Origin of the sequence: Parafrankia sp. EAN1pec (assembly GCF_000018005.1) — a bacterium.
Taxonomy (GTDB): Bacteria; Actinomycetota; Actinomycetes; order Frankiales; family Frankiaceae; genus Parafrankia; species Parafrankia soli.
The window spans coordinates 276,264-298,294 of sequence record NC_009921.1 but is presented as its reverse complement, the minus strand read 5'-3'; the positions used below and the strand labels follow the sequence as shown (position 1 = coordinate 298,294).

Here is a 22,031-nt window from a genome sequence, read left to right as displayed (position 1 = left end):
ACCAGGGCGGGACCGACTTCGGGGTGAACAGCGGCAACGCCCTGATCGTCGATGGCAGGTGGAAGGTCAGCCGCGGCACCTACTGCACGGTCATGGGCTGGGCCGGCGGCGGCCCGAGCGGGCTGCCGCCGGTCCGCGCGCTCCCAGACCCGTCTACCAGGTCAGTTGATGGCGAGGAGCTCCACCTCGAAGAAAAGGTCGGAGTTCGGCGGAATGACGGGCGGGAAACCACCGGGGCCGTACCCGTAGTCGGGCGTGATGGTGAGCACGGCCTTCTCACCGAGGGAAAGCTGGGGAACCCCCTCGTCCCATCCCTTGATGACCCTGCCGACACCGATCTCGGTGACGAACGGCGCGCCCCGGTCACGGGACGAGTCGAACTGCCGGCCGTCACGCAGGGTGCCGACATAGTGAATCGTCACCCGGTCCCCCTTCTTGGGGAAAGTCTTGCCGTCTCCCTGCGAGAGGGTTTCAATCGAAACGCCCATGCGATCAGCCTTTCCTCGATGGTGTGACGTGTGCCCTGCGCCGGCAGGCTCCCCCGGCTGGAACCGGGCAAACTGCCACCGCGGACCGCCGTTCCCCCGCGGACAGCAACCGGGGGTGTCCCGGAAGTATGTCAGCGAGCGTTCGGCGCCATCGGTGCCGGTCTGTGAGTCGACACGCTGGACGGCGTGGCCCTGCCGTCCGGGCGTCGGAAGCGCGCCCGTAGGATCACCCATCGCGCCGGGGGGAATGAGCGGTTTCGCGAGGGTCTCCAATGAGGATCGCCGGGGCCCGGACGCCGGATCATGATGATTGACCGAGCGCGGGTGGCGGCGGCGCTGCCCGGCTACGAGCTGGGTGACCAGATCGGCGCGGGCGCGTTCGGGCTGGTGCTGGCCGGCTGGCACCGAAACCTGCACCGCGATGTCGCCATCAAGGTGCTGTCGGCCCGCGGTCACGACCGGGCGGCGGCCGGTTCCGCCATCGAGGCACGGCTGCTCGCCCGCTTCGACCATCCGCACATCATCCGGGTCCACGACTACGTCGCGGCCGACGATCTCCACCTGATTGTCACCGAGATGATGGCGGGCGGGACGCTGACCAGCCACCAGGCGGACATCACCCAGCAGGGGGCCTGCGCAATCGGCCTCGCGGTCGCCTGCGCCCTGTCCTATGCGCATTCCCAGGGCGTTCTGCACCGCGACATCAAGCCCGACAACATGCTGTTCGACACCGCCGGCCTGTTGAAGGTGGCCGATTTCGGGATCGCGAAGCTGCTGGACGGTGCGGCCGCCACCGTGAACACGGTGATCGGAACCCCGCTGTTCATGGCCCCCGAACAGGTCGCGGGAGCCCGGCTGGGGCCGGCGACGGATCTTTACGCGCTCGCAGTGGTGCTGTATCTGCTGCTGACCGGCACGGCACCGTTCGATCCGGCTCCCACCCTGGACCGCGCCACCCCGGCACCGGACGGGGTGCCCGCACCGGTGATGCGAATCGTCCTGAGCGCCCTGAACAGGAAGCCCGCGGCCCGCCCGCCGTCCGCGCACACGTTCGCGGTCGATCTCGCCCGGGCCGCCGCCCACACACACCGAGCACCGAGACAGGACCCACCCCAAGGAGGGAGAACCACCCCCACCAGCCAACCAGGCCCGCCGCTCGGGGGCCCGGGGGTCGCCCCCCGAAAAAAATAACGGCCCCCCGGGAAGCCGCCCCCCAAGGGGCGGCAACCACAGCGAACCGGCTCGAGCGGGCGACGGGAATCGAACCCGCGTTGCAAGCTTGGGAAGCTCGTGTTCTGCCTCTGAACTACGCCCGCATGGTGCTACCGCATCTTACTGGACTCGGGCGGCACGTGTTCCACCGCCACCCCCGGACTTCGCGCTCAGGCTGGTCCGCCCCCGGACCCCGGTCTGTCACCCGTCGACGGGGTGGAGGTCGGCCGCGCGGGTGACCTCGGTGCCGTTGCCGTGGTGCAGGAACCGCAGCGGCTCCCGGCCGGCGGGCTGCCTCGGGCGTTCCTGCGCCGGCACCGGTGGGACGTCCAGTTTGCAGGGCTGGTCGGGTGAGACGCGGGCCTTCTCGCCGTGGTGCAGGATGGTGATCGCCTCCCCCTCGAGCACCGTGTAGGTGGCGGACGATTCGAGCACCTCGACGCGGAGCTGGCGGGAGCGCACGCGCAGGCCGAAGGCGAGCCGGCTGAGACCCTCGGGCAGGCGGGGGCTGAAGGAGAGCAGCTCACCGGTGTCGCGCAGCCCGCCGAAGCCCTCGACGAGCGCGATCCAGCTGCCGGCCAGCGAGGCCATGTGCAGGCCGTCGCCGGTGTTGTGCTCGATGTCCTTCAGGTCCATGAACGCGGCTTCGCGCAGGTAGTCGTGCGCGAGGGACATGTGCCCGCATTCGGCCGCCATGACGGCCTGGCAGCAGGCGGACAGCGACGAGTCGCGGACGGTGAGCGCCTCGTAGTAGGCGAAGTTGCGTGCCTTCTGCTCGGCGGTGAACGCGTCGCCGCGCCGCTGCATCGCCAGCACCAGGTCGGCCTGTTTCACGACCTGCTTGCGGTAAAGGTCGAAGTAGGTGAAGTGCAGCAGCAGCGGGTACTGCTCCGGCCTGGTCCGTTCGAAGTCCCAGACCTGGTGCTCGGTGAATCCTTCGGACTGCGGGTGCACCCCGAGGCGTTCGTCGAACGGGATGAACATGTCGTCGGCGGCATCGCGCCAGTTCGCCGCGGTCTCCGCGTCGACCCCGAAGGCGCGCGCGCGTTCGGGGTGTCGCCGGACGGCGTCGGCCGCCCCGATGAGGTTCCGCTGGGCCATCAGGTTGGTGTAGACGTTGTTGTCGGCGAGCGCGGAGTACTCGTCCGGGCCGGTCACCCCGTCTATGCGGAAACGGCCGGAGAGGTCGTGGTGGCCCAGCGAGCGCCACAGCCGCGCCGTCTCGATGAGGATCTCCAGGCCCACCTCGAGCTCGAACTGCTCGTCCTCGGTGGCCCACAGGTAGCGCAGGACGGCGTCGGCGATGTCCGCGTTGACGTGGTAGGCGGCCGTCCCGGCCGGCCAGTAGCCGGAGCACTCCTCGCCGTGGATGGTGCGCCAGGGATAGGCGGCGCCGTCGAGGTTGAGCAACTGGGCGCGCTCGCGGGCCAGCGGGAGGATCGAGTGCCGCCAGCGGAGCGCGTCGGCGGCGGCGGCCGGCGCGGTGTAGGTGAGGACGGGCAGGACGTAGCTCTCCGTGTCCCAGAAGGCGTGACCGTCGTAGCCGGGACCGGTGAGCCCTTTCGCGGGGATGGCCCGGCGCTCGGCCCGCGCGCCGGCCTGCAGGACGTGGAAGAGCGCGAACCGGACGGCCTGCTGGACCTCGGCGTCGCCGTCGACCTCGACGTCGGACCGGTTCCAGAAGTCCTGCAGGTACGCACGCTGTTCGGCGACGAGGCCGTCCCAGCCGGTCTGGCGGGCAGCGACGAGGGCGGCGGTGGCCTGGTCGCGCAGCGCCGGCAGGGAGCGCTGCTCGGACCAGCCGTAGGCGAGGAACTTGACCATCCGCAGGGTCTCGCCCGGCTTGAGGACAGCCGTCGCGGTGACCCAGCCGGTGTTGGGCTCGCTCTCCGAGGTGACGCCGAGCGAACGCGGGCCGTCGAAGATGTGGTCCATCGCCGCGGCGACCCGGATGTCGCTGTGCCGGGTGCGGTGGACGAGCTCGACCATGGTCTCGCGGGCGCGGTGCCGTTCGGAGATGAGCGGCGACTCCAGGACGGCGGCGGCGCGCGGGTCGCCCCTGCGCCCCGGAAGCTGCTCGTTGGCGACCAGCTCGGACTGGATGACGATCCGCGCGGTGTCGCCCACCGGTTCGATCTCGTAGTGGATCGCGGCGGCGGAGCGCTGGGAGAAGGAGATGAGACGCTGGGTGCGGATCCTGACCCGCTGCCCGGCCGGGGAGACCCAGTCGGCCTCCCGGCGCAGCACCCCCTCGCGGAAGTCGATCGTGCGGGTGTGCGCGAGAAGATCCCCGTAGCGGACGTCGAACGGCTCGTCGTCGACCAGCAGGCGGACGATCTTGCCGTTCGTGACGTTGATGACCGTCTGCCCGGACTCCGGGTACCCGTAGCCCGCTTCGGCGTACGGAAGCGGCCGCAGCTCGTGGACGGAGTTCAGGTAGGTACCGGGCAGCCCGTGCGGATCGCCCTCGTCGAGGTTCCCGCGCATGCCCACGTGCCCGTTGGACAGCGAGAACAGCGACTCGGAGCGGGCCAGGTCGTCGATGTCGAGCCCGTGCTCGGTCAGCGACCAGGACTCGATGGGGTAGGAGGGCCTGACGATCACGCGTCGCCCCCACCGGTGACCGGGCCGGCAGACGCGGAGCCAGCGGAGGCCGGGCCGGTCGAACCTCCACCGAGCAGTTCGGCGAGGTCCTCGACCACCCGGTCGGCGCCGTTGCCGCGCAGCGCCTCGGCGTGGCCGACCCGGTCGACCCCCACCACGTAGCCGAAGCCACCGGCCCGGCCCGCCTGCACCCCGGCGATGGCGTCCTCGAAGACGGCGGCGGCGCCGGGGGCCACCCCCAGCGCCTCGGCACCGGCCAGGAAGGTGTCGGGGGCCGGCTTGCCGGCCAGGCCGCGCTCCTCGGCGACCAGGCCGTCGACCCGCGCCAGCAGCAGGTGCTCGATGCCGGCGGCCCGCACCACCTCGGCGCAGTTCGCACTGGACGACACGACCGCCCGCGGCACGCCGGCACGCTCGAGCTCCTCCAGGTAGCGGACGGAGCCGGCGAACACCTCCACGCCCATCTCCTTCAGCTTCTCCAGAAGCAGGATGTTCTTCCGGGTGGCGAGCGCCTGGATCGTCATCCCGGACGGCGGGTCGTCGGGCGCTCCGGGCGGGAGGTGGATGCCGCGGGAGTCCAGGAACGCCCGCACGCCGTCGATGCGCGGGCGGCCGTCCACATGGTCGGCGTAGTCGGTGGCGATGTCGAAGGGGACGAACGGGTCACCGGACCGCCTCGCCCAGTTCTCGAGGAAGTCGTCGAACATCTCCTTCCACGCCGCGGCGTGGACGGCGGCGGTACGGGTCAGTACCCCGTCCAGGTCGAACAGACATGCCTCGATGTGATCCGGTAGCCCCAGCATCGGTCCCCATCCTGGATCGTCGTCCGGCTGCGTCGCCAGCTCCCTCGCGCGGACCGGTTCCCTCTCCGCGCGGCAGTTCCCTCCGCAGCCAGAGTGTCACCGAAGGCGATGTCCCGTGACGGCAACCTCGCACGCGTCCGGGATGCTCCTACCCGAGACACCGCGGCTCCCACACCGCGACGGCGGCGAAATCACCGCAGTCAGCACATCCCCCCATCAGACGACCGCGATGATCCACCGGGCTCGTGCCGGCGGGACGTCCAGGCGGCTGCGGTAGCGTCCTCGAACGTGCTGCTGTCCGACCGGGATATCCGGGCCGAGATCACCGCCGGCCGCGTCCGGCTCGACCCCTACGACGAGGGGCTGATCCAGCCGTCCAGCGTGGACCTGCGGCTCGACCGCGCGTTCCGGGTGTTCCAGAACCACCGGTACAGCCACATCGACCCGGCCGTGGAGCAGGAGGATCTCACCGAGCTCGTGGCGCCCGAGGGCGACGAGCCGTTCGTCCTGCACCCGGGAGAGTTCGTGCTCGGGTCGACGCTGGAGGTCGTGACGCTCCCAGAGGACCTCGCCGGCCGGCTCGAAGGCAAGTCGAGCCTGGGCCGGCTGGGCCTGCTGACCCATTCGACCGCCGGGTTCATCGACCCGGGCTTCTCCGGCCACGTGACGCTGGAGCTGTCGAACGTCGCGACGCTGCCCATCAAGCTCTGGCCCGGTATGAAGATCGGTCAGCTCTGTCTGTTCCGGCTGTCGACGCCGGCCGAGCACCCGTACGGCTCGGCGATCTACGGCTCCCGGTACCAGGGTCAGCGCGGGCCGACACCGTCCCGTGCCTACCGCGACTTCACCCGGGCGGCCGTACCCGAGATCCCCAACGGATCACACGGCGCCTGACCGCACACACGACGACGGCCGCCCCCGAATCCCCGGGGGCGGCCGCGACGGCGTGGCTACTGTCTGATCCGCTCGCTACCGGTTCAGCTGCTCAGCGGCTCCGCTGCCGGCGTGGGCGTCGGCGCGACCAGCGAACGGGCCAGCAGCTGCGAGACGTCGAGCACCTCGACGCTCTCCTTGGCCTCGCCGGCGAGCTTCTTCTCGGTGACGGCGTCGGAGAGCATCACGATGCAGAACGGGCAGGCCGTCGAGACCACATCGGGATCGAGGCCGAGGGCCTCCTCCATGCGGTCGACGTTGACCCGCTTTCCGATCTTCTCCTCCATCCACATCCGCGCGCCGCCGGCGCCGCAGCAGAAGCCACGGTCCTTGCAGCGGTGCATCTCCTGGCCACGGATGCCCGGGATGGCCTCGAGGATCTCCCGGGGCGGGGTGTAGACCTTGTTGTGCCGGCCGAGGAAGCACGGGTCGTGGTAGGTCACCGAGGAGTCGATCGGGGTGATCGGGACGAGCTTGCGCTCCTCGACGAGCTTGCCGAGCAGCTGCGTGTGGTGGACGACCTCGAACGTCCCGCCGAGCGAGGAGTACTCCCGGGCGAGGCTGTTGAAGCAGTGCGGGCAGGTCGCGACGATCTTCTTGACGCCCGTCTCGTTCAACAGCTCGATGTTGGCCTTCGCCATCTCCTGGTAGAGGTACTCGTTGCCGAGGCGGCGCGCCGGGTCACCGGTGCAGGACTCCTGGCTGCCGAGGATGGCGAACTCGACCCCGGCGGTGTGCAGCAGCTCGGCGAAGGAGCGCGCGACCTTCTTGGCCCGGTCCTCGATGGCGCCGGCGCAGCCGACCCAGTAGAGGTACTCGACCTCGTCCGGGATCTGCTCGCCCTCGTCGAGGATGCGCACCTCGAACGGCAGGCCGTCGGTCCACTCGGTGCGCGAGCGCGGCGAGACACCCCACGGGTTGCCGTTGTTCTCCAGGTTGCGCAGCATCACGCCGGCCTCGGACGGGAACGCCGACTCGATCATGACCTGGTAGCGGCGCATGTCGACGATGTGGTCGACGTGCTCGATGTCCACCGGGCACTGCTCGACACAGGCCCCGCAGTTGGTGCACGACCACAGGACGTCGGGGTCGATGACCCCGCCCTCCTCCGCGGTGCCGACGAGCGGGCGGTCCACCTGGGGCTGACCGGGCTCGGGGACACGGCCGAAGCCGGACTCGGGCACGTGGTGCACCTTGTGCTTGCCGGAGCCGTCCTCGGACGCGCTGGTGGCCGCCTTCGTGGTCTCCTCGGCGCTCTCGCCGTCCTCGGCGCCCTTGGGCGCGAGCAGGTAGGGAGCCTTCGCGAAGAGGTGGTCCCGGAGGTCCATGATCAGGAGCTTGGGCGACAGCGGCTTGCCGGTGTTCCAGGCCGGGCACTGGCTCTGGCACCGCCCGCACTCGGTGCAGGTGGAGAAGTCGAGCATGGCCTTCCAGGAGAAGTCCTCGACCTTGCCGACCCCGACGATCGGCTCGTCCTCCTCCATCAGCTTCTCGATGTCGGGCGTGGTGCCCAGCGGGCCGAGCGCGACCGGCTCCCGCTTGAGGATGACGTTGATCGGCGCCAGGCCGATGTGCAGGTGCTTGGAGTAGACCACCAGCACCAGGAAGCCCATGATGATCGCGATGTTGAGGAGCAGGAACACCGTCTCGATGTGTTCGTTGGTGTGCTCCGAGAAGGCATCCAGCGGCAGGCTGACCAGCCAGGACGCGAACGCCCACTTGGTGTCGCCCTGCGGGTGGGTGCCCGCGTTGAACTGGGCGCCACGGGTGATCAGCAGGGTCACGATGACCAGAGTGATCATCCCGAGGATGACCCAGGCCGGGCCGATGTGGGAGCCGTAGAACCGGGACTTGCGGTCAAGCCGGGCCGGGGCGTTGCGCAGCCTGATGGCCGTGAAGGTGATCAGGCCCGCGAGCACGGCGACTGCGAAGAAGTCCTCGAGGAACCCGATGGCCGCCCAGTGCCCGAACAGCGGGATGTGGAAGTCGTGGTCGAACAGGGCCCCGTACGCCTCGACGATCGTCAGGCCGAGGATGGTGAAGCCCCAGAAGGTGAAGGCGTGCGCCAGGCCGGGCACCGACCACTTGAGCAGCTTGCGCTGGCCGCCGACCTCGCTGATCTCGGTCCAGATCCGGGTCGGCAGGTCGTCGAGCCGGCCCTCCGCCGGTTGACCGGACCTGATCAGCCTGGTCAGCCAGAAGACGCGGCGGCCGGCCACCGCGAGAGCGATCAGCGTGATCGCTAGACCGATCGCGATTCTCACAGGTCCTCCATCTGTGCTATCCGGTCAGTGCTGACCGGTGTTGACCGACGACAACCGGTGCCGCCCGGCGACGCGGCGAGCCTACCCGTACCCGCCGGTAACTTCCTGAGCGCGACGGCCGCCCCACCCTTGGCCATCAACGCGGAGCGTTCCGCTGCCACCGCGACCCGCGCGACGGCCATCGGGCCCACTCCGAAGCGCAAGCCTTCCCGTGACCGTACGACCCGCGACGAGCGGAGTGACCAGAGACACGTCACGATCATCGGACGCGCATCACCCCCCCTCCGAAAGCCCCACAACGACACCATCCGGGGTGGCTCCCGGTGGCCATCACCTTTGGATTCCCCGCCCCTGACCCCGAACACCCCCGACCCTGCCACGGCGTGGTCCGAGTGGGGCGGGATCGGGGACCTATTGGGCTGATCTTGCCCGACGCGCCGGGGAGCCTGCTACTTTGAGTGGCAGACAACCGCCCGAACCACGACTCTCCGCACCGTCCGTTCTCATCTGGCCACCCCACGAGCCCCAGGTGGGACCACATGGTCCAATCACCGGGTGGCACGTGTTGTGGCACTCCGCCGGCCGGCGGCCTGTTGCTCGTGGATCATCCAGAGCGCTGATGTCAACTCTTGTGATGACCATGAGCCTCCCCGCACCATGGGTGGGTGCCTCGGTCCGGGCGGTCACGGGATCACGCCGTGACCAGGTCGGGCCAGAGGTTTCAGTCGGCCGGCTACAGCGCTGTCGCGACGACGCCCGGCGCGCTCCGGAGAACGGTCTCCAACCACGTTGACGACCCCTGCGATCCATGGTGGGCACGATGGCGACGAGCACCAGGCCGGCGACGCCCCGGGCCGGGCGGCCCGGGTTCTCCCAGCACACGGAATACCTGCGCGCGCGAGAGAACCAGGCGATGGTCCGACGCGACCGCCTGGCGCGCGAGGTGCCGCGCGCGGCCATCCGCGCCGCGGTGGTCGGCATGGGCCTCGGCCTGGTCATCGGGTTCGGGCTCGGGCTGCCCGGTCTCGGCGTGGCCGTCTTCGTGGTCCTGCTCATCGTCTGGCCCGGTGGCATCGCCGTGGCCGCCTTCGGTGTCTCACCGGACGTCGAGACCCTGCGCGAGGCGGCCGAGGCTGAGCGCAAGACCGCCCGCGCGATCTCCCGGCTCCGCCGACACGGCTATGTGATCATGCACGACCGGGCCGTCCCCTACTCGCAGGCCACAATCGGGCACCTGCTGATCGGTCCCGGCGGCGTCATGATCCTCGGCAGCGACACCAACAAGGGCATCGTCCGCTACGCCAAGGGCGGCGCCATGGTGGACGGCGAGTCGCTCAAGCCCGCGATCGACAAGACCTCATGGCTCGGCGGCGAGGTGCGCAACCAGGTCCGCGCCGCCCTGCCCACCACGAAGATCCCGGTCTACCCGGTCCTCGTGATGGTCGAGGCGAGCGTCCTGTGGAGCGACGGCGCGCTGGACGGCGTCACGATCATCAGCGTCAAGGATGTCGTCAAGTACGTCCGGAGCAAGCCCGGGCGGCTCAACCCCGGGCAGGTCCAGCAGGTCCTCGCCGCCGCCCAGCGGCTCTTCCCGCCGTACTCCTCCAACCGGCTCGCCGAGCACGTCGTCGTCGACCGCGACCAGTGGCTCACCCTGATGGACGCCCTGCGCACAATCCGCGAGCGCGGCGGCGACGCCTCCGAGATGCTCGAGCGCCTCGCCCAGATCGAAGCCGACCTCGGCCGCCAGGCCGATCTCATCGACCGCGCCGGCATGCCCCTCGCCCGGGCCGCCGACCAGCCCGACGGCCCGACCGACAGCCCACCGCCCGCTTCCGGGACGGACACGGCGACCGACGCGATCGGCCTGCTGGACGTGGACGGAACAGGCACCGCCAAGTCCCTGGAGGGACCCCCGCGGGCCCGCCCCGGCGAGGGCCGGCGCGGCCGCATCCTGGCCGCCGTCCGCCAGCCACGGGGCAGCGAGTCCATCAGCACGTCGAGCCGGCCCCCCGGGGGCGACGGCCCGACGACGGCAAAGGGCGACCAGCCCCCCGCCCCCGGCGACGACCGCGCCCACCCGACCTCCGGGCCCGGATCCGGGTCGTAGGCCCGTCCTGCCGGCGCATCTCGGGCAGCACGGCGACTCGAAGAACCTGACAGCCCCGCGCCCCCGACCGGCCGCACAGCCCTGATCAGCGCCACCGGCTCACGCCCGGGATCCCATCCTCAAAGATCACCCCACCGCCCCACGGCGACAGCGCAGCCCCTCCCGAGCAAAGCGTGGCGGTTGGGTGAGTCCTGGCTGTCTCTGAACCGCCGCGCTTTTCTGGATCTTGCTCCGCCGGGCGCTCCGGGGCTGTCTTGGCGCCTCCTCGCGGTGATCGGCGCCTGCCCTCAGGCCGCGCGCCCCGGAGCCTGGAGACTCCAAAGCCCCGCCATACCCGTGACGCCGGATGCCCCGCGACCGCGCGGAAGTCGCGGCGGCACCGGTCCTGCATCAGGAGTGACGTCTCGACCACATAAGGTGATACTTGCGGTGTCCGACCCTGCAAGTCCGTCCGACGGAGCAATATTGAGTGGACAGGACTCAGGTTCGCCTGGTTATCCTAAGAGCGTCCATCCTGAGTCGACCGTACTCAAGTCGGCTCCGGGCGCGGGCGCGCGCGACCGGAACCGGGTAGCAACGAGAGACAGCAGCGCCACAGCCACACCGCCACAGTCGCACCACCAACATCCGCACCACCAACATCCGCACCAACGCAGCCGCGCACACGACCGACGCTTCGGCGCAGGACGCAGTCCGGGGCTCACACCAACTAGGGCGTCCCGCCGGTCTCCACCAGGCGGGCCAGCATGATCGAGAGGCATACAGACATGGCACGAGCGGTCGGTATCGACCTCGGCACCACGAACTCCGTCGTGAGCGTGCTCGAGGGTGGAGAGCCCACGGTGATCGCCAATGCCGAGGGTTCCCGGACGACTCCGTCAGTCGTGGCCTTCGCGAAGAACGGCGAGGTGCTCGTCGGCGAGGTCGCCAAGCGGCAGGCCGTGACGAACGTCGAGCGGACCATTCGGTCGGTCAAGCGTCACATGGGCACCGACTGGAAGATGACGGTGGACTCCAAGGAGTTCACCCCCCAGGAGATCAGCGCCCGCATCCTGCAGAAGCTCAAGCGGGATGCCGAGGCATACCTGGGTGAGTCGGTGTCCGACGCCGTCATCACCGTCCCGGCCTACTTCGACGACGCCCAGCGGCAGGCGACCACGGAGGCCGGCACCATCGCCGGTCTGAACGTCCTGCGCATCGTCAACGAGCCCACCGCGGCGGCGCTGGCCTACGGGCTGGACAAGGGTGAGAAGGAGCAGACCATCCTGGTCTTCGACCTCGGTGGCGGCACGTTCGACGTGTCCCTGCTCGAGATCGGCGACGGCGTGGTCGAGGTCAAGTCGACCTCCGGCGACACCCAGCTCGGTGGTGACGACTGGGACCAGCGCATCACCGACCACCTGATCAAGACCTTCAACGGCCAGCACGGTGTCGACCTCGGCAAGGACAAGATGGCGCTGCAGCGCCTGCGCGAGGCCGCCGAGAAGGCCAAGATCGAGCTGTCGCAGTCCACCCAGACCTCGATCAACCTGCCGTACATCACCGCGTCGGCCGAGGGCCCGTTGCACCTGGACGTCTCGCTGTCCCGGGCGGAGCTCCAGAGGATGACGCAGGACCTGATCGACCGCTGCAAGGGCCCGTTCCAGCAGGCCGTCAAGGACGCCGGCATCAAGATCAGCGACGTCGACCACGTCGTGCTCGTCGGCGGTTCGACCCGGATGCCCGCCGTCGTGGACCTCGTCCGCGAGCTGACCGGCGGCAAGGAGCCGAACAAGGGCGTCAACCCGGACGAGGTCGTCGCGGTCGGCGCGTCCCTGCAGGCCGGTGTCCTCAAGGGTGAGGTCAAGGACGTCCTGCTGCTCGACGTCACCCCGCTGTCCCTGGGTATCGAGACCAAGGGCGGCATCATGACCAAGCTGATCGAGCGGAACACGACGATCCCGACGAAGCGCTCGGAGATCTTCACCACCGCCGAGGACAGTCAGCCCTCCGTGCAGATCCAGGTCTTCCAGGGCGAGCGCGAGATGGCGGCCTACAACAAGAAGCTCGGCATGTTCGAGCTGACCGGCCTGCCCCCGGCCCCCCGCGGCATGCCGCAGATCGAGGTCACCTTCGACATCGACGCCAACGGCATCGTGCACGTGTCCGCGAAGGACCTGGGCACCGGCAAGGAGCAGTCGATGACGATCACCGGCGGCTCGGCGCTGCCGAAGGACGACATCAACCGCATGGTGCAGGACGCCGAGCAGTACGCCGAGGAGGACCGCCAGCGCCGGGAGGAGGCCGAGACCCGCAACCGCGCCGAGTCCCTCGTGTACTCGACGGAGCGGTTCCTGGCCGAGAACGGCGACAAGATCGAGGCCGGCGTGAAGTCCGACGTCGAGGAGAAGCTCAGCACGCTGCGCGGCGCGGTCGGCGGCACGGACATCGCCGCGATCCGCGAGGCGGCGGACGAGCTGACCAAGGCCAGCCAGGCCATGGGCGAGTCGATGTACGCCCAGGCCGCCGGCGCGCAGGGCGCCCCTGGCGCTCCCGGAGCCGGGGCGGGCCAGGCCGACGACGACGTGGTGGACGCCGAGATCGTCGACGAGGAGGACAAGAAGTGACCTCTGCCCACGGCGAGCACCGGCTGGACGACAGCCGGGCCGGCGGGGACGGCGGCCCGGAGGAGCCCATCGTCAAGGACAGACGGCGCATCGACCCGGAGACCGGCCAGGTCCGCGGGAGCGCCGCCGGCGCGGCCACTCCCGGCGCCGAGCCCATGGGCCCGGCCGGGGCGGGCCCGGCCGACTCCGACTCCGAGCTGGTCGCGTCGCTGCGCGGCCAGCTGGGCGAGCGGACCGCCGACCTGCAGCGACTCAAGGCCGAGTTCGACAACTACCGCCGGCGCGCCGCGCGCGAGCGCGACGCCGCCGGTGACCAGGCCGTCTCCAAGCTGCTCGGCGGGCTGCTCGGGGTGCTCGACGACATCGGCCGCGCCCGCGACCACGGTGATCTCGAGGGGCCGTTCAAGGCCATCGCCGAGTCGCTGGAGACCGCGTTGGAGTCGACAGGTCTGGAGCGGTTCGGCACGCCGGGCGAGGTGTTCGACCCGCACCTGCACCATGCCCTGATGCACTCGTACCGGTCGGACGTCTCCGAGACGACCTGCGTGGAGATCTTCCGGGCGGGCTACCGCCGGGGGAACGCCGTGCTCCGGGCCGCGCAGGTCGCGGTCGCGGAACCGTCCGAGGACGGCGGTGACGCGCTGTACGAGGACGGGCCGGACGCGGGCATCTCGGACCGGGTGACCGAGGTCGGGCCACCCGGGGAGTATGACGCCGCCGAGGGTCAGCCGGCCGCCGGCGCGTCTCCCGGAAGGGAGAACGCTCCCCTGCCGGACGACACCGGCAGTGTTCCGGGTCCGGACCGCGGGGGACCGACCGTCAGCGCCGACTGAAGAGATGGCCTACTGAACCATGCCGATGGACCGTTCGCGTGCCTCCCGCCCGGTGCTCCGCGCCGGGCGGGACGGCTCGTTCCGACCTGACCGGCGGCCGGCTGGCCCTCGGCGCCCGGATGCTCCCGATGCCCGCGCGCCGGGCTCGTTCATGACGGAAGGAGGGGCGCCGTGAGTGTTCGCGACATGGTTGAAAAGGACTACTACGCCGCTCTCGGTGTCCCCAAGGACGCGTCCGCGGCCGACATCAAGAAGGCGTACCGCAAGCTCGCCCGGGAGCTGCACCCGGACAAGAACCCCGGGGATGTGAAGGCGGAGGCACGCTTCAAGGAGGTGTCCGAGGCCTACGACGTCCTCTCCGACGAGAACCGCCGGCGGGAGTACGACGAGGCCCGGGCGCTGTTCGCCTCCGGCTCCTACCCGGGTGCGGGTGGGCGCGGCGGCGGCATGGGCGGGTTCGGGACGCCGGGCGGCTACGGCCCAGGTGCCGGGAACCTGAACCTCGACGACCTGCTCAACGGCAACGGCGGCGGCGGGCTCGGCGGGATCTTCGACAACCTCTTCCAGCGGACACCGACCGGGCGCGCCCCGCGCCGCGGCACGGACATCGCGGCGGAGGTGACCATCTCGTTCGAGAAGTCGCTGACCGGCCTCGAGGCGACGGTGCGGCTGCCCGGGGCCGCCACCTGCGCCACCTGCGCCGGCATCGGGGCCCGCCCCGGGACGTCCCCCCGGACGTGCCCGGTCTGCCGGGGCCTCGGCGTGATCTCCCGGTCGCAGGGCGGGTTCGCGCTGTCCGAGCCGTGCCGCGACTGCCTGGGCAAGGGCAGCCTGATCGACCACCCCTGCCCCGACTGCCACGGCACCGGCCGCCGCGAGCGCGAGCAGCGCATCCGCATCCCGGCCGGGGTCAGCGACGGTCAGCGCCTGCGGGTACGCGGGCGCGGCTCGCCCGGCGAGCGCGGCGGCGCGGCCGGTGACCTCGAGGTCACCGTGCACGTGCAGAGCCATCCCGTGTTCGGGCGGGAGGGCCACAACCTGACGATCAACCTGCCGGTGACGATCACCGAGGCGGCCCTGGGCGCCTCGGTGAAGGTACCGACGATCGACGGCACCCCGCTGACGGTCAAGGTTCCGGCCGGCACCTCGAGCGGACGGCGGCTGCGTGCCCGCAACCGGGGCGTCCCGCGCCCCGGCGGGGAGAACGGTGACCTCATCGTGACGCTCGAGGTGACCGTTCCCAAGCCGTCCGAGCTCTCGCCGAAGGCGCGCACCGCGCTCCAGGAGTTCGCGCGGGCGCATCCCGAGGACCCTCGTGAATCCCTGATAGCCCAGATGGAGGGACGGGCATGAACGCGCGTCCGAACCGTACGTCCGATCCGCCGCGCTCCCCACGCGGCGCGGGTGCAGGCCCCGGAACGAGGGCTGCCGGGCCGGCGGTGGGCGGGGGCCCCGCCGGCATGGTGCCGCCGTCTCCCGGCGGAAACAGCCCCATGAACGGGAGTGGCACGGTGCACGATCCCGGTGCCACCTATTACCAGCCGCCCGGCCCCGCGGCCGGCCCGGCGCACGACGACGACGCCCCGGTGTACGTGATCTCCATCGCGGCGCAGCTCGCCGGGATGCATCCCCAGACACTGCGGTCGTACGACCGGCTCGGGCTGGTGACCCCCGGCCGTACGGCGGGCCGCGGCCGGCGCTACTCCGCCCGTGACGTCGCCCTGCTGCGCGAGGTCCAGCGCCTCTCCCAGGAGGAGGGCGTCAACCTCGAGGGCATCCGGCAGATTCTGCACCTTGGTGCCCAGGTGGTCGCGTTGCAGGCGCAGGTCCGTCAGCTGGCGGAGGAGCTCGCCGAGGCCCGGGCCGACGCGGACCGCCGGGTGGCCGAGGCCCACGCCAGCCACCGGCGCGACCTCGTCCCCATCGAGCGAGGCGCGGTCGTCGTCTGGCGACCGGGCCATCGCCGCTGACCCCGGCCCCACCAGACACAGAGTCCGAAGACCAGGTCCGAAGCCCGGTCCGATGCCGACGACAAGTCCGACACGGGTGCCGGTACCGGGCGCCGGGCCGGTCCGGGCAGCGACGCGGCGTCGGTGCCCGGACCGGCGCCGCGGTTGCCGGGCAGCTCATCCGGGCGCGGGCCCCGGACCCGTCCGCGTCTCCACAACAACGACACCCCGGCACCCGAAAGCCGGCCATGCCGACGCATGTCCAGTAAGTTGAGCGGGAATGACTCAGGTATGCTGAGTGTCGTAACCGGTGGACGCGGTTCCACGCGATGTCGCGATCACCGAACCGCGAGATCGCGTGGGACCAGTGACTGAAGACCGCACGACATCGGATCGCCTCGAGACACAGGGATCGCCATGAACGCTGACCGTCTCACCGCCCGCTCGCAGGAGGCTCTGTCCTCCGCGATCAGCCGTGCCACCGGCGACGGATCGCCGCTCGTCGACCCGCTGCACCTGCTGACCGCCCTGCTCGAGGCGCCCGACGGTGTCGGTGCCGCCCTGCTGGAGGCCGTCGGCACCCCGGCGGCGGACATCCGCTCCCGGGCGGAGGCCGCGGTGGGCCGGCTCCCCCGCGCCGCCGGGGCCAACGTGGCGCCGCCGCAACTGTCCCGGCAGCTCGTCGCCGTCCTGAACAACGCCGAGCGCCAGGCCGCCCGGCTCGGCGATGAGTACACCTCGGTCGAGCACCTGGTCGTGGCGCTCGCGGAGGAGGGCGGGGAGGCGTCCCGCATCCTCGCCGAGGCGGGCGCGACCCCGGACGCCCTGCGCGGCGCGTTCGACCGCGTCCGCGGCGGCGCCCGCCGCGTCACCAGCCGGGATCCGGAGGGGGCCTACCGGGCGCTCGAGAAGTACTCCATCGACCTCACCGCGCGGGCCCGCGACGGCAAGCTCGACCCGGTGATCGGCCGCGACACCGAGATCCGCCGGGTCGTGCAGGTTCTCTCCCGGCGCACGAAGAACAACCCGGTCCTGATCGGCGAGCCCGGCGTCGGCAAGACGGCGATCGTCGAGGGGCTCGCGCTGCGGGTGGCCGCGGGTGACGTCCCGGAGTCGCTGCGCGGGCGGCGCATCGTCTCGCTCGACCTCGGCTCGATGGTCGCCGGCTCCAAGCTGCGCGGCGAGTTCGAGGAACGGCTGACCTCGGTGCTCACCGAGATCCGCGAGGCCGAGGGCCAGATCATCACCTTCATCGACGAGCTGCACACCGTCGTCGGCGCCGGCGCGGCCGAGGGCGCGATGGACGCCGGCAACATGCTCAAGCCGATGCTCGCCCGCGGTGAGCTGCGCATGATCGGCGCGACGACGCTGGACGAGTACCGCACCCGCATCGAGAAGGACCCGGCGCTGGAGCGCCGCTTCCAGCCCGTGATGGTCGGGGAGCCGTCCGTGGAGGACACGATCGGCATCCTGCGCGGGCTCAAGGAGCGTTACGAGGTCCACCACGGGGTGCGGATCACCGACTCGGCGCTGGTGGCCGCGGCCACCCTGTCCGACCGGTACGTCACCGCCCGGTTCCTCCCCGACAAGGCGATCGACCTGATGGATGAGGCGGCGTCCCGGCTACGGATGGAGATCGACAGCCGGCCGGTCGCCGTCGACGAGCTCGAGCGGGCCGTGCGCCGTCTCGAGATCGAGGACATGGCGCTGTCGAAGGAGAACGACGACGCGTCCCGGGAACGGCGCGACCGGCTGCAGCGCGAGCTGGCGGAGAAGCGCGAGGAGCTCTCCGCGCTGACCGCGCGGTGGCAGCGGGAGAAGAACTCCATCTCCGAGGTCCAGAAGATCAAGGAGGAGCTGGAGAACGCCCGCCGCGCCGCCGAGATGGCCGAGCGCGACCTCGACCTCGCCAAGGCCGGTGAGCTGCGGTACGGCACGATCCCGACGCTGGAGAAGCGGCTCGCCGAGGCGACCGGCGCGCTCGCCGGATCGGACTCGCCCGGCGGGGCGATGCTCAGCGAGGAGGTCGGTCCCGACGACGTCGCCGAGGTCGTCGCCTCGTGGACGGGCATCCCCGCCGGCCGCATGCTCGAGGGCGAGACGAGCAAGCTCCTGCGCATGGAGACGGAGCTGCACCGTCGCGTGATCGGGCAGGACGAGGCCGTGCGCACCGTGGCGGACGCCGTCCGCCGCGCGCGGGCCGGCATCGCCGACCCGGACCGGCCGACCGGGTCGTTCCTCTTCCTCGGGCCGACGGGTGTGGGCAAGACGGAGCTGGCCAAGGCGCTCGCCGACTTCCTGTTCGACGACGAGCGGGCGGTCGTGCGCATCGACATGAGCGAGTACGCCGAGAAGCACTCGGTGGCGCGGTTGATCGGCGCGCCTCCCGGCTACGTCGGCTTCGAGTCCGGCGGCCAGCTCACCGAGGCGATCCGGCGCCGCCCGTACAGCGTGATCCTGCTCGACGAGGTCGAGAAGGCGCACCCGGACGTCTTCGACGTGCTGCTCGCCGTACTCGACGACGGCCGGCTGACCGACGGCCAGGGCCGCACGGTCGACTTCCGGAACACCATCCTGATCCTGACCTCGAACCTGGGGTCGGTCTACATCGCCGACCCGACCCTGCCCCCGCAGGTCCGCCACGATTCGGTGATGGTCGCCGTGCGCGACGCCTTCAAGCCGGAGTTCCTGAACCGGCTCGACGACGTGCTGGTCTTCGAGCAGCTCGGCCGGGACGATCTGACGAAGATCGTCGACATCCAGATCGACCGGCTGCGCAGGCGGCTGGCCGACCGCCGGATCTCCCTCGAGGTGACCGACGCCGCCAAGGTCTGGCTCGCGGACGCCGGCTACGACCCGGTGTACGGGGCGCGGCCGCTGCGCCGCCTGGTGCAGACCTCGATCGGCGACCAGCTCGCCCGCGAGCTGCTGGCCGGCCAGATCAGGGACGGCGACGGGGTCGTGGTCGACGTGGACGGGCAGCGCTCGGCGCTGAGCGTCCACTCCGCGGCCCGCGCGCAGGCCATCTGAGCACGCGCGGCCGGGGCTGGCCGGGGCCGGTCGGCCCCGGCCGGTGCGGGGCCGTCACTGGGCGGCGATCTTGCGTTCTACCTGGCCGGTCAGTGTGGCGAGCAGGGCCGGATCCGCCGGCTGGAACGGCGTGACCAGGGTGATCGTCCCCTCCGCCCGACCAGTGAAGATCATGATCAGGTCGACGTAGGTGCGGAAGCTCTGCTGCTGCGCGGTGACGATGTCGATGGTGACCGTGATCCGGTCGGTCGCCCCGGGCGGCGGCGGTACCGTCTCCGTGCCGATCAGGGTGGCCCCGAGCTCGTCGGAGTCGAGCTCGTCGACGAGGGCCCGCCCGTAGCACCCGGCGAAGCGGTCGAGCCGGACGATCTCCCGATGCCCCGCGACGGTGGCGGTGTCCGCGTAGACCGACGCGAAGGAGCGGAGATCCGCCCCACTGGTGTCGTGGGTGAAGACGGGGCCGTCGGCGTCACCGGTCGACGAGGCGCCGATCTGCGCGTCGGTCGCCTCGGCGCACGTCGCCACCGTGCCGTCGAACATCGACGACGGTGCGCTGGCGACCGAGTTGGGGCCGCTCGCCGGCTGCGGCGGGTCCTGGCTGAATCCCATGGTCTCCGGGCCGGCGGTGAGCACGAAGTCCGCCGCCGTCAGCGGCGACGGCGCTGGTGACGGCGTCCGCCGGCCGCCCGTGCCGTTCGCGCCGTTGGTCCCGCCCCGGTTGACGTCCTCGACGCCGACGTCGGCGTCGGTCGAGTCGCTGCGCCGGTCCGCCCCACGGGCCCGGGTGGAGCTCCCGCCGGTACAGGCGGTCGCGACGACGAGCAGCGCCAGCAGGCCGACGCCGGCCCGCAGGGCCATCGACATCCCGGGAATCCACGGCCGCCGGCCGGGGGCTCCCGCACGCGGTATTTCCGCTGATTTCATCACTCTCACAACAAGAATGGTACGTCGGGTCATCGCTGCGGATAACCCGTTAATACTGTCCATCCAACGACAAGAAGCTCCGCACCGACCGCCAACGAATGGCTATCCGTATACAGAGTTTCGTATCGTGCAGCGTTGACGTCCACCGGCGACGACCCCCGCGAACCGCGAGCGGTGACCATCAGGCACCGAGCGGTCGATGGTGCGCGGCACTACGCCTAGAGTTGGCGGATGATTTCACCCGGTCCGGGCCTGGCCGTCTCCGCCGAGGTCTCGGCGGCGCTGGCTGCCGGCCGGCCGGTGGTCGCCCTGGAGTCGACGCTGATCGCCCACGGCCTGCCGCGCCCGCGCAACCGCGCGGTCGCCGTGGAACTGGAGGAGATGCTGCGCGAGCGCGGCGTCACCCCCGCGACAGTCGCAGTGATCGACGGAGTGCCCACCATCGGCCTGGACGACGCCACGCTCAGCCGCGTCGCCGACGACCCGGCGGTGGCCAAGGCGTCCGTGCGCGACCTGCCCGCCGCCGCCGCGCTGAGGCGCACCTGCGCAACCACGGTCGCGTCCACGTCGATGCTGGCCGCCCGTGCGGGCATCCGGGTGTTCGCGACGGGTGGGCTCGGCGGCGTACACCGCGGGGCGGGCGAGTCCTTCGACGAGTCCGCCGACCTGCCGACACTGGGCGGCACCCCGATCACCGTCGTCAGCGCCGGCGTCAAGTCGATCCTGGACGTCGGCGCGACCCTCGAGCGGATGGAGACCCTCGGGATCACGCTGCTGGGCTGGCGCACCTCGGAGTTCCCGGGTTTCTACCTCCCGGGCTCCGGCCACCGTCTGGACTGGCGGGTGGACGACGCCCGGCAGGTCGCTGGCACCATGGCGGCCCGCGACCGCCTCGGGCTGACGTCCGCGATCGTGGTCGCGAACCCGGTGCCGCGTGAGCAGGCGCTCGACCCCGGTGTCCATGACCGGGTGCTCGCCGAGGCGCTGCGCCGCGCCGAGGCGGGTGGGCTGCGCGGGAAGGCCGTCACGCCGTTCCTGCTGGAGACCTTCCGCACCGAGACCGCCGGCGCGAGCCTGGAAGTGAATGTCGCCGTAGTACGGAGCAATGTGGCGGTCGCGGCCGAGATCGCGACCGCCTGGGCCGCCGGCTGACCACTGGGCCAGCCGCGGGATTACTGGATCTGGAGCTTTCCGGAAATCTGGTCGGCGATACGCTGCAGATGGACCTGCGGCGGGGTGTTGTCGACGTTCGCGTAGTTGACCACAACCTCGACCTGCCCCTCGAAGAAGAACACGTTGTCCAGAACCAGGCCCACGGTCTCGCCGCCGGCCGTCACACCCATGGAAATGCGCAGTAGCCCGCTCGCCCCCGCGGGCGGGGCCGGAGACTCGGCGGCGACGATCTCGACCGTGGCCCCGCTGCCGGTGTCGGCGTCGAACTCCGCCTGCATTGTCTGGCCGAAGCATTCGGCGAACCGCGGATTGTTCAGGATCTCCAGGTCGGCGGCGACCTTTTCCTCGGTCACGATCTGCGCCGAGGACGACATCGTCACGAGCTCGTCGACGTCGCTGGTGAAGTCCGGGCCGTCGGCGGTGTCCAGGTGCTCGTCGCTGAACTGCTCGGCGGGTACGCCGAGGCACTGCGCCACCTGGACCATGGTCAGGTCGTCGGAGTTCGACTGCGGGTCCGCGGGAGAGGCGGTGAACCCGGCCGTGATCGCGCCCTCGGTGAGCACGTAGTCCTCGGCTCGCAGCGTGGGCTCGGCCGGGGTCCGGGAGACGACCGATGCCTGCGACGGGCCGGGCGGCGCGGAGGTCGCCGCGGGCACGATGCCCGCCGCGCCGCTCCCTCCGCTCTGGCACGAGGCCACGACCAGCGCGGCGGCGGCCAGCGCCAGCCCGCCGCGGCCGGCACTCGCCGGTCCGCTCCGCCACGGCCTCCACGATCCCGAATTCCGCACGTCCATCGTTGAACCCCCAAGAATGGCGGCCCGAGTCGAGTAGTCGGACCGTGAATTCCGCGTCATTGCGGTTTCCTGCCGCATTGGCGGCCCCATCCACGATGCCGCATAAATACGACTGCGGACACCATGATTTCTGTCGTCGTAGGGACAGCCGGCGGCCGGTCGGGGAGCTTGGTACCCCCCTTGACATGGCCGGACGTTTCCACCATTCGCACCGCATCAACCGTTCGCACCCCGTCAAAGGCGGCGCGCGACCGATCGGACACGCGACCGATCAGACGCGGAGCGTCTCGGCCGCGGGCGACAGGCGG

Annotated in this window: 15 protein-coding genes and 1 tRNA gene; 9 read left to right on the top strand and 7 right to left on the bottom strand. The window is 71.1% G+C overall.

The window, feature by feature from the left end; translation table 11 throughout:
* Nucleotides 1-161 precede the first annotated feature (161 nt).
* The gene (locus FRANEAN1_RS01140) at nt 162-488 is read right to left on the bottom strand and encodes an FKBP-type peptidyl-prolyl cis-trans isomerase (RefSeq protein ID WP_012157687.1); all 327 of its coding nucleotides are present in this window, start codon (nt 486-488) and stop codon (nt 162-164) included.
* A 303-nt stretch (nt 489-791) separates the two neighbouring features.
* Here FRANEAN1_RS01140 and FRANEAN1_RS01135 point away from each other — a divergent pair, with 303 nt between their 5' ends.
* Nucleotides 792-1,679, top strand: a complete 888-nt coding sequence (locus tag FRANEAN1_RS01135; RefSeq protein WP_012157686.1) for a serine/threonine-protein kinase — start codon at nt 792-794, stop codon at nt 1,677-1,679.
* Between the two features lie 54 nt (nt 1,680-1,733).
* Here the strand turns inward: FRANEAN1_RS01135 and FRANEAN1_RS01130 are convergent.
* From FRANEAN1_RS01130 to FRANEAN1_RS01120, 3 genes are all read right to left on the bottom strand, one after another.
* Nucleotides 1,734-1,804: transfer RNA gene (locus tag FRANEAN1_RS01130), tRNA-Gly, on the bottom strand.
* Between the two features lie 97 nt (nt 1,805-1,901).
* A complete protein-coding gene (locus FRANEAN1_RS01125) occupies nt 1,902-4,304 on the bottom strand; it encodes a glycosyl hydrolase family 65 protein (protein WP_012157685.1) in 2,403 nt (800 codons plus the stop codon).
* On the bottom strand, nt 4,301-5,107 hold the full coding sequence (locus tag FRANEAN1_RS01120) for a beta-phosphoglucomutase family hydrolase (RefSeq protein WP_012157684.1): 807 nt from the start codon (nt 5,105-5,107) through the stop codon (nt 4,301-4,303). The genes FRANEAN1_RS01125 and FRANEAN1_RS01120 overlap by 4 nt, the downstream gene beginning before the upstream one ends.
* Before the next feature lie 288 nt (nt 5,108-5,395).
* On the opposite strand from FRANEAN1_RS01120, the gene dcd reads away from it, so the two are divergent.
* Complete coding sequence (gene dcd / locus FRANEAN1_RS01115; RefSeq protein ID WP_012157683.1) at nt 5,396-6,001, top strand: dCTP deaminase; 606 nt, start codon at nt 5,396-5,398, stop codon at nt 5,999-6,001.
* Between the two features lie 83 nt (nt 6,002-6,084).
* On the opposite strand, the gene FRANEAN1_RS01110 is transcribed toward dcd, so the two are convergent.
* The gene (locus FRANEAN1_RS01110; RefSeq protein ID WP_012157682.1) at nt 6,085-8,304 is read right to left on the bottom strand and encodes a (Fe-S)-binding protein; all 2,220 of its coding nucleotides are present in this window, start codon (nt 8,302-8,304) and stop codon (nt 6,085-6,087) included.
* A gap of 820 nt (nt 8,305-9,124) precedes the next feature.
* Between FRANEAN1_RS01110 and FRANEAN1_RS01105 the strand changes: the two genes are divergently transcribed.
* From FRANEAN1_RS01105 to clpB, 6 genes are all read left to right on the top strand, one after another.
* Complete coding sequence (locus FRANEAN1_RS01105; RefSeq protein WP_012157679.1) at nt 9,125-10,414, top strand: nuclease-related domain-containing protein; 1,290 nt, start codon at nt 9,125-9,127, stop codon at nt 10,412-10,414.
* Nucleotides 10,415-11,181: 767 nt separating this feature from the next.
* On the top strand, nt 11,182-13,020 hold the full coding sequence (dnaK, locus tag FRANEAN1_RS01100) for a molecular chaperone DnaK (protein WP_012157677.1): 1,839 nt from the start codon (nt 11,182-11,184) through the stop codon (nt 13,018-13,020).
* Complete coding sequence (gene grpE / locus FRANEAN1_RS01095; protein WP_012157676.1) at nt 13,017-13,853, top strand: nucleotide exchange factor GrpE; 837 nt, start codon at nt 13,017-13,019, stop codon at nt 13,851-13,853. The genes dnaK and grpE overlap by 4 nt, the downstream gene beginning before the upstream one ends.
* Before the next feature lie 171 nt (nt 13,854-14,024).
* Nucleotides 14,025-15,206, top strand: a complete 1,182-nt coding sequence (gene dnaJ / locus FRANEAN1_RS01090; RefSeq protein ID WP_012157675.1) for a molecular chaperone DnaJ — start codon at nt 14,025-14,027, stop codon at nt 15,204-15,206.
* The gene (locus FRANEAN1_RS01085; protein ID WP_041253544.1) at nt 15,203-15,823 is read left to right on the top strand and encodes a helix-turn-helix transcriptional regulator; all 621 of its coding nucleotides are present in this window, start codon (nt 15,203-15,205) and stop codon (nt 15,821-15,823) included. The genes dnaJ and FRANEAN1_RS01085 overlap by 4 nt, the downstream gene beginning before the upstream one ends.
* A 396-nt stretch (nt 15,824-16,219) precedes the next feature.
* A complete protein-coding gene (gene clpB, locus FRANEAN1_RS01080; RefSeq protein ID WP_012157673.1) occupies nt 16,220-18,832 on the top strand; it encodes an ATP-dependent chaperone ClpB in 2,613 nt (870 codons plus the stop codon).
* A 54-nt stretch (nt 18,833-18,886) separates the two neighbouring features.
* Here the strand turns inward: clpB and FRANEAN1_RS01075 are convergent, their stop codons facing one another.
* Nucleotides 18,887-19,696, bottom strand: a complete 810-nt coding sequence (locus FRANEAN1_RS01075) for a hypothetical protein (protein WP_041253542.1) — start codon at nt 19,694-19,696, stop codon at nt 18,887-18,889.
* A 291-nt stretch (nt 19,697-19,987) separates the two neighbouring features.
* Here FRANEAN1_RS01075 and FRANEAN1_RS01070 point away from each other — a divergent pair, with 291 nt between their 5' ends.
* Nucleotides 19,988-20,908 (top strand): pseudouridine-5'-phosphate glycosidase, encoded by a 921-nt coding sequence (locus tag FRANEAN1_RS01070; RefSeq protein ID WP_012157671.1) that lies wholly within the window; start codon nt 19,988-19,990, stop codon nt 20,906-20,908.
* Nucleotides 20,909-20,928: 20 nt separating this feature from the next.
* Here the strand turns inward: FRANEAN1_RS01070 and FRANEAN1_RS01065 are convergent, their stop codons facing one another.
* On the bottom strand, nt 20,929-21,723 hold the full coding sequence (locus FRANEAN1_RS01065; RefSeq protein ID WP_012157670.1) for a hypothetical protein: 795 nt from the start codon (nt 21,721-21,723) through the stop codon (nt 20,929-20,931).
* Nucleotides 21,724-22,031: the final 308 nt, after the last annotated feature.

Bases quoted from the DNA above. Each gene is read 5' to 3' on its own strand.
- FRANEAN1_RS01140 (WP_012157687.1), bottom strand. From the start codon at position 488: ATGGGCGTTTCGATTGAAACCCTCTCGCAGGGAGACGGCAAGACTTTC.
- FRANEAN1_RS01135 (WP_012157686.1), top strand. From the start codon at position 792: ATGATGATTGACCGAGCGCGGGTGGCGGCGGCGCTGCCCGGCTACGAG.
- FRANEAN1_RS01120 (WP_012157684.1), bottom strand. From the start codon at position 5,107: ATGCTGGGGCTACCGGATCACATCGAGGCATGTCTGTTCGACCTGGAC.
- FRANEAN1_RS01105 (WP_012157679.1), top strand. From the start codon at position 9,125: ATGGCGACGAGCACCAGGCCGGCGACGCCCCGGGCCGGGCGGCCCGGG.
- dnaK (WP_012157677.1), top strand. From the start codon at position 11,182: ATGGCACGAGCGGTCGGTATCGACCTCGGCACCACGAACTCCGTCGTG.
- FRANEAN1_RS01085 (WP_041253544.1), top strand. From the start codon at position 15,203: ATGAACGCGCGTCCGAACCGTACGTCCGATCCGCCGCGCTCCCCACGC.
- clpB (WP_012157673.1), top strand. From the start codon at position 16,220: ATGAACGCTGACCGTCTCACCGCCCGCTCGCAGGAGGCTCTGTCCTCC.
- FRANEAN1_RS01075 (WP_041253542.1), bottom strand. From the start codon at position 19,696: ATGTCGATGGCCCTGCGGGCCGGCGTCGGCCTGCTGGCGCTGCTCGTC.
- FRANEAN1_RS01070 (WP_012157671.1), top strand. From the start codon at position 19,988: ATGATTTCACCCGGTCCGGGCCTGGCCGTCTCCGCCGAGGTCTCGGCG.
- FRANEAN1_RS01065 (WP_012157670.1), bottom strand. From the start codon at position 21,723: ATGGACGTGCGGAATTCGGGATCGTGGAGGCCGTGGCGGAGCGGACCG.